4 protein-coding genes, 2 rRNA genes and 1 pseudogene are annotated in these 8,955 nt (G+C 58.0%); 5 read left to right on the top strand and 2 right to left on the bottom strand.

Annotation, left to right across the window (positions count from 1 at the left end):
• The first annotated feature begins 174 nt into the window (after positions 1-174).
• The 3 genes from OKW35_RS42895 to OKW35_RS42885 all read left to right on the top strand — a co-directional run bounded on the left by OKW35_RS42895 (position 175) and on the right by OKW35_RS42885 (position 3,837).
• A 23S ribosomal RNA gene (locus tag OKW35_RS42895) occupies positions 175-3,056 on the top strand.
• A gap of 227 nt (positions 3,057-3,283) precedes the next feature.
• Positions 3,284-3,397: ribosomal RNA gene (gene rrf / locus OKW35_RS42890) — 5S ribosomal RNA — on the top strand.
• A 218-nt stretch (positions 3,398-3,615) separates the two neighbouring features.
• On the top strand, positions 3,616-3,837 hold the full coding sequence (locus tag OKW35_RS42885) for a transposase (RefSeq protein ID WP_429555247.1): 222 nt from the start codon (positions 3,616-3,618) through the stop codon (positions 3,835-3,837).
• On the opposite strand, the gene OKW35_RS42880 is transcribed toward OKW35_RS42885, so the two are convergent.
• A protein-coding gene (locus tag OKW35_RS42880; protein WP_429555246.1) for an IS3 family transposase occupies positions 3,821-4,953 on the bottom strand; the annotation gives its coding sequence in 2 pieces (ribosomal slippage) (positions 3,821-4,692 and positions 4,692-4,953; 1,134 coding nt in all). The two genes, OKW35_RS42885 and OKW35_RS42880, sit on opposite strands and share 17 nt — an antisense overlap.
• Before the next feature lie 105 nt (positions 4,954-5,058).
• On the opposite strand from OKW35_RS42880, the pseudogene OKW35_RS42875 reads away from it, so the two are divergent.
• Positions 5,059-5,537, top strand: a pseudogene (locus OKW35_RS42875) (integrase core domain-containing protein); the annotation flags it as partial.
• Here the strand turns inward: OKW35_RS42875 and OKW35_RS42870 are convergent.
• Positions 5,526-6,536 (bottom strand): LysR family transcriptional regulator, encoded by a 1,011-nt coding sequence (locus OKW35_RS42870; protein ID WP_429555245.1) that lies wholly within the window; start codon positions 6,534-6,536, stop codon positions 5,526-5,528. The pseudogene OKW35_RS42875 and the gene OKW35_RS42870 sit on opposite strands and share 12 nt — an antisense overlap.
• A gap of 199 nt (positions 6,537-6,735) precedes the next feature.
• On the opposite strand from OKW35_RS42870, the gene OKW35_RS42865 reads away from it, so the two are divergent.
• A complete protein-coding gene (locus tag OKW35_RS42865; RefSeq protein ID WP_429555244.1) occupies positions 6,736-8,949 on the top strand; it encodes an FUSC family protein in 2,214 nt (737 codons plus the stop codon).
• Positions 8,950-8,955 lie beyond the last annotated feature (6 nt).

The raw sequence follows: 8,955 nt of genomic DNA, 5'->3' as shown, positions 1-8,955 counted from the left end.
AATCAGGGTTGTGATTGTATCGATGTATTTTAAAGGTGATCGAGAGATCGCTTTGGAATACGGCGCAACACGAATACTCAACCTGTAGCGAGTGCGTCTATCCCCTCCGGGGATGGGACCCACGTAAGCGCTAAAGCGCTAACGTGGGTCGACACAGAGACACACCCGTTATAGGGTCAAGCGAACAAGTGCATGTGGTGGATGCCTTGGCGATCACAGGCGATGAAGGACGCGGTAGCCTGCGAAAAGCTCCGGGGAGCTGGCAAACGAGCATTGATCCGGAGATGTCCGAATGGGGAAACCCACTCCTAATGGAGTATCCGTAGCTGAATCCATAGGCTGCGTGAGGCGAACGCGGTGAACTGAAACATCTAAGTAACCGCAGGAAAAGAAATCAACCGAGATTCCCAGAGTAGTGGCGAGCGAAATGGGATCAGCCGGTACACGTTATCTGTATTGTTAGTCGAACGCTCTGGAAAGTGCGGCCATAGCAGGTGATAGCCCTGTAGACGAAAACAGCATGGAAGAACTGGGTGTACGAGAAGTAGGGCGGGACACGTGAAATCCTGTCTGAAGATGGGGGGACCATCCTCCAAGGCTAAATACTCGTGATCGACCGATAGTGAACCAGTACCGTGAGGGAAAGGCGAAAAGAACCCCGGGAGGGGAGTGAAACAGATCCTGAAACCGCATGCATACAAACAGTCGGAGCCTCTGCGAAGGGGTGACGGCGTACCTTTTGTATAATGGGTCAGCGACTTACATTCAGTGGCGAGCTTAACCGATTAGGGCAGGCGTAGCGAAAGCGAGTCCGAACAGGGCGTCCAGTCGCTGGGTGTAGACCCGAAACCAGGTGATCTATCCATGGCCAGGTTGAAGGCACGGTAACACGTGCTGGAGGACCGAACCCACTAACGTTGAAAAGTTAGGGGATGAGCTGTGGATAGGGGTGAAAGGCTAAACAAACCTGGAAATAGCTGGTTCTCTCCGAAAACTATTTAGGTAGTGCCTCGTGTCTCACCTTCGGGGGTAGAGCACTGTCATGGTTGTGGGGTCCATTGCGGATTACTACGCCATAGCAAACTCCGAATACCGAAGAGTGCAATCACGGGAGACAGACATCGGGTGCTAACGTCCGGTGTCAAGAGGGAAACAACCCAGACCGCCAGCTAAGGTCCCCAAATATGGCTAAGTGGGAAACGAAGTGGGAAGGCTAAAACAGTCAGGAGGTTGGCTTAGAAGCAGCCACCCTTTAAAGAAAGCGTAATAGCTCACTGATCGAGTCGTCCTGCGCGGAAGATGTAACGGGGCTAAGCCATATACCGAAGCTGCGGATGCACAGTAATGTGCATGGTAGGAGAGCGTTCCGTAAGCCTGCGAAGGTGCACTGGAAAGTGTGCTGGAGGTATCGGAAGTGCGAATGCTGACATGAGTAGCGATAAAGGGGGTGAAAGGCCCCCTCGCCGTAAGCCCAAGGTTTCCTACGCAACGTTCATCGGCGTAGGGTGAGTCGGCCCCTAAGGCGAGGCAGAAATGCGTAGCTGATGGGAAGCAGATTAATATTTCTGCACCATTGTGAAATGCGATGGGGGGACGGATCGCGGAAGGTTGTCCGGGTGTTGGAAGTCCCGGTCCTTGCATTGGAGAAGGCGCTTTGGCAAATCCGGGCGCGGGATTCAAGGGTGCGAGGCGAGCCACTTCGGTGGCGAAGCAACTGGAAGGGGTTCCAGGAAAAGCCTCTAAGCTTCAGTTTCACAGTGACCGTACCGCAAACCGACACAGGTGGGCGAGATGAGTATTCTAAGGCGCTTGAGAGAACTCGGGAGAAGGAACTCGGCAAATTGGTACCGTAACTTCGGGATAAGGTACGCCCTCATAGCCTGACTGGCCTGCGCCAGAAGGGTGAAAGGGTTGCAATAAACTGGTGGCTGCGACTGTTTAATAAAAACACAGCACTCTGCAAACACGAAAGTGGACGTATAGGGTGTGACGCCTGCCCGGTGCCGGAAGATTAAATGATGGGGTGCAAGCTCCTGATTGAAGTCCCGGTAAACGGCGGCCGTAACTATAACGGTCCTAAGGTAGCGAAATTCCTTGTCGGGTAAGTTCCGACCTGCACGAATGGCGTAACGATGGCCACACTGTCTCCTCCCGAGACTCAGCGAAGTTGAAGTGTTTGTGATGATGCAATCTCCCCGCGGCTAGACGGAAAGACCCCATGAACCTTTACTGCAGCTTTGCATTGGACTTTGAACCGGTCTGTGTAGGATAGGTGGGAGGCTATGAAGTTGGGACGCCAGTCTCAATGGAGCCGTCCTTGAAATACCACCCTGATCTGTTTGAGGTTCTAACCTTGGCCCGTGATCCGGGTCGGGGACAGTGCATGGTAGGCAGTTTGACTGGGGCGGTCTCCTCCCAAAGTGTAACGGAGGAGTACGAAGGTACGCTAGGTACGGTCGGAAATCGTGCTGATAGTGCAATGGCATAAGCGTGCTTGACTGTGAGACTGACAAGTCGAACAGGTGCGAAAGCAGGTCATAGTGATCCGGTGGTTCTGTATGGAAGGGCCATCGCTCAACGGATAAAAGGTACTCTGGGGATAACAGGCTGATACCGCCCAAGAGTTCATATCGACGGCGGTGTTTGGCACCTCGATGTCGGCTCATCTCATCCTGGGGCTGTAGCCGGTCCCAAGGGTATGGCTGTTCGCCATTTAAAGAGGTACGTGAGCTGGGTTTAAAACGTCGTGAGACAGTTTGGTCCCTATCTGCCGTGGGCGCTGGATATTTGAAGGGGGCTGCTCCTAGTACGAGAGGACCGGAGTGGACGAACCTCTGGTGTACCGGTTGTCACGCCAGTGGCATCGCCGGGTAGCTATGTTCGGAAGAGATAACCGCTGAAAGCATCTAAGCGGGAAACTCGCCTTAAGATGAGATATCCCCGGGGCTTCGAGCCCCTTGAAGGGTCGTTCAAGACCAGGACGTTGATAGGTCAGGTGTGCACGTACAGTAATGTACTGAGCTAACTGATACTAATTGCCCGTAAGGCTTGATCCTATAACAGGTGTGTCTCGACCCGCGGTAGTGCTTCAGCACTTACGCGGGTCCGATCCCCGAAGGGGATTGGTGTGAACTCCCGCGGGAGCTCACAGAAACGCCCGGTTGGGATTCAGTGTTGTGCCAGAAACAACACAACCCCCCACACTCGAATCCTTTACGCTTCTTCCCGATTGGCTGTGGCGCAACCGGTTGACTCCAGCCCTGCGACGCAGCAACCCGTCATGCCTGATGACCATAGCGAGTCGGCCCCACCCCTTCCCATCCCGAACAGGACCGTGAAACGACTCCACGCCGATGATAGTGCGGATTGCCCGTGTGAAAGTAGGTAATCGTCAGGCTCCCCCCCAGTCAGAAACCCCACCCGCCGCGGTGGGGTTTTTGCGTTTACGCGGCCCAAATCAACAGCAACATGCTCGACCGGGCACGAACAATAAGCGTGGTCGGACGCCGTTGCCAGCCATTGCCAAAAGTAGCCTGTTGATCGACGCGTTTTTGCGCATACTGAAGTTGATCCAGAAAAACGGACATCTATCCTTTGGAGAAGGAGGTGCCGATTATGGGCAAGCATCGTACCCCGTACCCGGCGGAATTTCGGGCGCAAACGGTCGAGCTGGTGAAGGCCGGACGCAGGCCGGAGGAACTGGAAAAGGAGTTCGAGCCGACTGCACAGACCATCTACAACTGGGTGGCGCAGGCTGATAGAAGTGGCGCCGTTAGTTCGGACAGTCAGATCGAATTTATAAGTGGAAGCGCCGGGGTCATCAAGCTGCCGATTTGATCGCTGGCAGCGTCGCGAAGTATGCCTCATCCGGCGTCTGATCGGCCAGACTTGAATGGGGCCGTTTCTGGTTGTAAAGGTTCAGGTAACCGCCGATGGAGCGGCGTGCATGGCTGACTGATTCATAGGCTTTCAGATACACCTCTTCATATTTCACGCTGCGCCAAACGCGTTCGACGAATACGTTGTCGCGCCAGGCGCCTTTGCCATCCATGGACAGGCGGATGCCCCTGCCGAGCACGGCGTCGGTGAACGCTGTCGCGGTGAACTGGCTGCCCTGGTCGGTGTTGACGATTTCAGGTTGCCCGTATTTCGCAAACGCTTCTTCCAACGCCTCGACAGCGTGCATCGCTTCCATCGTAATCGCCACGCGGTGGGCCAGTACCTTTCGGCTGGCCCAGTCCACCACGGCGGTCAGATATACGAAGCCGCGCGCCATCGGGATATAGCTCGTATCCAGTGCCCAGACCTGGTTTGCCCGAGTGATCGTCATGCCTCGCAACAGATAAGGCCAGATCTTGTGCTTCGCATGACGGCGGCTCGTGTTCGGCTTGCAGTACAGCGCCTCCATGCCCATGCGCTTCATCAGAGTGCCGACGTGTTTGCGCCCGACCCTGATAGCTTCACGTTTGAGCAGGCGAACCAACATTCGTGCACCGGCAAACGGGAACTCCAGATGCAATTCATCGAGCCGCCGCATCAGCTTCTGATCGGCCTCGCTGACCGGGTGCGGTTGGTAGTAGGCGCTTGAACGGGCAATGCCCACCAGCCGCACCTGCCGGCTCACCGGCAATGCGTGCTCGCGATCAATCATCGCTTTACGCTCAGCAATCCCGCCTTGCCGAGCGCGCTTTCCAAAAAATCGTTCTCCAGAGTCAATTGCCCGATCTTCGCGTGCAACACCTTTACATCGACCGGGGGCTCGGCCGATGTTTGGCCCGTCTCGAACACTTCGGCAACACGCTCTTGCAGTTGCTTCTTCCAGTCCGTGATCTGGTTCGGATGCACATCAAACTGCTGGGTCAGCTCGGCCAGCGTCTTGTCGCCCTTGAGCGCCGCGAGTGCCACCTTTGCCTTGAACGCCGGTGAGTGTGTCCGTCGGTTGCGTTTCGTCATCTTCTGGTTCCTTGTTGCCGGCCATTATGACCGACTCACGCCCCAGCTTTTCCACTTACCGACCTGTCTGAATTCTCGGCGCCACTTCTGATCGCGATACAGATGTTCCGGTGCGACGATGGCACGCCGTTGCGCGTAACGTTCGCACTCGACTGCTGCGATCGGAGAGGCGATTGGCCGGGCGGCGGGGACCGGCGGGTATAGCGGTGATGTAGTGCGCGACGCGATGCTGGCCGCCGTCGCGCAGCAATTCGGCACCGGGCAGGTCGCGCCGTCCATCGAATGGTTGACGGACAACGGCTCGGCTTATGTCGACCACCGCACTCGCAGCTTCGCTCGCGAATTGGCCCTGGAGTCATTGACAACGCCGGCACGTTCTCCGCAGAGCAATGGCATGGTCGAATCGTTCGTGAAGATCATGAAGTGACAATTACGTCGCCTGTATGGACGAGCCTGACGCGCCAGCGGCGCTCTCGTGTCTGGCTGTTGCATTTGAACACTACAATGAGCGCCATCCGCACAAAGCCCTGGAATACCGCTCGCCGCGTGAGTTCAGGCGTGCTGCCGCGATTTCATCGACCTAACGGTGTCCGCGTGTCCTGAGTTACAGGGGCAACTCCAACCAGCTGCACTGGGTCATCTCCGCCCCCTAGTTGCCCGACCTCAGCAAGCAATGCTTCGTCGCGCGCAATCACCTTCGGCAGATGCAAGCGCAAGAATTCGACCCACGTGCGCGTCTTTGCATCGATGAATTTGCGCGACGGATAGAGCGCATAAACAGTCGTCTTTTGCAGCGTATATTCCGGCAACACGCGCACCAGCGTGCCATCGCGCAACCCGGAAATGGCCGCGTAGAGCGGCACCATGCCGATGCCCATGCCTTCGCGGATCGCCACGATCAATGATTCGGCGATGTTCACATGCACGGGGCCGTCGACTTCCATCAACTCACTGCCGTTCGGGCCGTCGAGCGTCCATTCATGTGGCGGGAACGCCGGTGTATGCAGGATCAGACATTCGTGATGCGCAAGGTCAGCCGGTTCTTGCGGCGCGCCGTGCGCCCGCACGTAGGCCGGCGATGCGCACAGGATGCTGAACGTCGTCCCCAGCGGAAACGATACGAGGTCCGAATTCGGCAGCGTCGATGCGCCGATCACGGCCACGTCGGCGCTGCCCTCGAACAGATCGGGCATGCGCTGCGATAGCGTCAACTCGACGGTCACATCAGGATAAAGCTCGCGGTAACGCGAAATGGCCGGCAGGACGTAGTGCTGGCCGATGCTCGCAAAGCTATGCATGCGCAGTGCGCCGGTTGGTCGCTCGTGTGCGCAACTGGCTTCTTCTTCCGCAACATCGACATCCGCGAGGATCTGCTGCGATCGTTTCAGATAGCGCTCGCCGGCGGTGGTCAGCGCAAGCCGACGCGTCGAGCGATTCAGCAGGCGTGTGCGCAGATGTGCTTCAAGCTCCGAGACCGCGCGAGACATCGCGCCGGTCGTTGAATTGAGCGATTGCGCGGCCGCGGTGAAGCTACCGGCTTCAACCACGCGCACAAACACTCGCATATTTTGTAGCGTGTCCATCAAACCTTCTGTTTCATGATCAAGATCATATTTTCCGTCAGTCTCAGAACACTATTGTTGTCCGTTCTGGAACAGATGTTCTGCACCCATCGGCTTAATGTACGCATCGCGGACTCCTACAATCGGCGCCTCGCCTGCCGGTGTTGGCCATTCTGTCCGGAGGCTCTCTCAGCGACCACGTAGGGTGCACTGTTTTCAGATGAGACCCGATCATGCGATCGAACCGTCGGCGGATTTCTTCGGTCCGCGCGGCGTCATGCGGCGACGCCTCAGCCGAGCCAAACTCAATCGCGCCGTGCGCGACTGGGCCAGCAGCGACGGTCTGACCTGGCTGCATCTGCTGAAGACGGTCACCGCCGGTCTGCTGGCGTTGGGCATCGCGATGCTGCTCGATCTGCCGCAGCCGCGCATTGCGATGACCACTGTCTTTGTGTTGATGCAACCGTTCAGCGGCATGGTGCTCGCGAAGAGCTTCTACCGGATTCTCGGAACGGCAGTAGGGACCGTGGCGGCGCTCGTGCTCGGCGGGCTGTTCGTTCAGCAACCCGAACTGTACACGCTCGGCATGATCGTGTGGGTGAGCGCCTGTATTGCTGCGGCGGTCCGGTATCGGCATTTCAGATGGTACGGTTTTGTGCTCGCGGGTTACACCGCCGCGCTGATCGGCATTCCAAACGTGACGACGCCTCAGGGACTGTTCCTCGCCGCACTCACGCGTGCGGCGGAAGTGGCGGTCGGCATCGTGTGTTCGAGCGCGGTCAGCGCGTTGCTGCTGCCCCAGCGCTCGATCCTTGCGCTGCGACGTAACCTTCAGATCAGGTACGCGAATTTTACTGCGTTTGCTGTCGACATGCTCGCACGCGGGCTTGAGCGCAATCAGTTCGAACGGCGTTTCGCGGATTTCGTCGACGAAATCACTGGCTTCGAAGCAACCCGTACGTTCGTCGCATTCGAAGATCCGGCGATGCGCTCGCGCAGTGCGCATCTGGCGCGTCTGAATAGCGAATTCATGGATGCGTGCGCGCGTCTGCATGCGCTGAATCAGTTGCTCAAACGATTGCGCGCCAGCCGCGCTGTGTCGATACTCGCGGCCATCGGTCCGTACCTCGACGAACTGGGAGCCTTGTTCGAAGCACAAGCTGAAGCCGGCGTCGAAGCATCGCACGCAGCAGCCGATCTGCGCCCCTTTCGAGCGAGCTTGCCACGCCGGGTACGCGAAACCAGGCGGCCACTCGAAGCCGCGTCCGCGGAATCGCTTGCGGACTTCGACACGGCAGCCGAATTGCTGTATCGATTCGTGGGCGAATGGATAAACTATTCGCAAACCTATGCATGCTTGTGGCGCAAAACAGCAAGCCGGCAGTACTGCCTACGATGCAGCTCAAGCCCAACTAAGAGCCACCGCACAAGCAGACCTATAAGCCGCACAAACCACTTCGCCGTATTGTTCACATTCGTGCGCTCGGCTGTCGTCATCGGAATCGCCGGTGCGTTCTGGATCGCGACCAACTGGCCGAGCGGCGGTCTCGCCGTGATTGGCGCAACACTGGTCTGCGCGTTGACGTCCACCGCGCCAAGCGCCACCAGAATGGCCATCCAGATGGCGATCGGCGCGGTGCTCGGGACGCTGGCCGGCTATGTGTTCATGTGCTACGTGTATCCGAACATCGATGGGTTCCCGCTGCTTTGCGCGGTACTCGCGCCGGTGCTCGCGCTCGGCGCATTCATCGCGACGCGTCGCGGCGCGGCAGGGCTTGGCATCGGCTTTTCGGTGTTCTTCTGTCTGCTGGCCGGGCCGGACAACGTCGTCAGCTACGTGCCCGATCTGCTGATCAACAACGGCATCGCGCTGACCGCGTCGATGCTGCTCGCAGCGGTTGTTTTCGCGGTGGTCTTTCCCGCCGATATGCGCTGGCTCATCGACCGGATCATGGGCGACCTGCGAGCGCAAACGGTGTCGGCATGCAAGGACGCGCTGCCGGGTCTGAACCAACGTTTCCAGTCGGGCACGCATGATCTGACTTCGCAACTGCGCGTGCTGTTGACGCACCGTTCACGACGACGGCGCGACGCACTTCGCTGGATGCTCGCAACGATCGAAGTAGGTCACGCCGTCATCGATCTGCGCAACGAAGCCGCACGCGCCGATTATGCCGACATCCTTCAGCCGCGTTGGCGCAGCGTGATCGAACACACGTGCGACGATCTTGCCCGGCTCTTCGAACGCCCAGGTCCACGGTCGCTCGAACGCGCACTCGTCGCCGTGCGCTCGGCCACCTGGTTCGCGCAAGACATGCTGCAGGCAGTGCACGCCGAGCGCGACCGGCATTACGATCTGCAACGTATCTTGAGCTGTCTGCACTTCATTCGTAGCGCGTTGCTCGACAAGGACGCGCCCTTCAATCGTCGCTGAGCAATG

Origin of the sequence: Paraburkholderia sp. MM5477-R1 (assembly GCF_050436385.1) — a bacterium.
GTDB lineage: Bacteria > Pseudomonadota > Gammaproteobacteria > Burkholderiales > Burkholderiaceae > Paraburkholderia > Paraburkholderia tuberum.
Note: the sequence above shows the minus strand (reverse complement) of the source record. Positions and strands in the feature narration are given on the sequence as shown.

What these genes read in the sequence shown, in the direction of transcription:
- OKW35_RS42885 (WP_429555247.1), top strand. Translation starts at nt 3,616, where the DNA reads ATGGGCAAGCATCGTACCCCGTACCCGGCGGAATTTCGGGCGCAAACG.
- OKW35_RS42865 (WP_429555244.1), top strand. Translation starts at nt 6,736, where the DNA reads ATGAGACCCGATCATGCGATCGAACCGTCGGCGGATTTCTTCGGTCCG.
- OKW35_RS42870 (WP_429555245.1), bottom strand. Translation starts at nt 6,536, where the DNA reads ATGGACACGCTACAAAATATGCGAGTGTTTGTGCGCGTGGTTGAAGCC.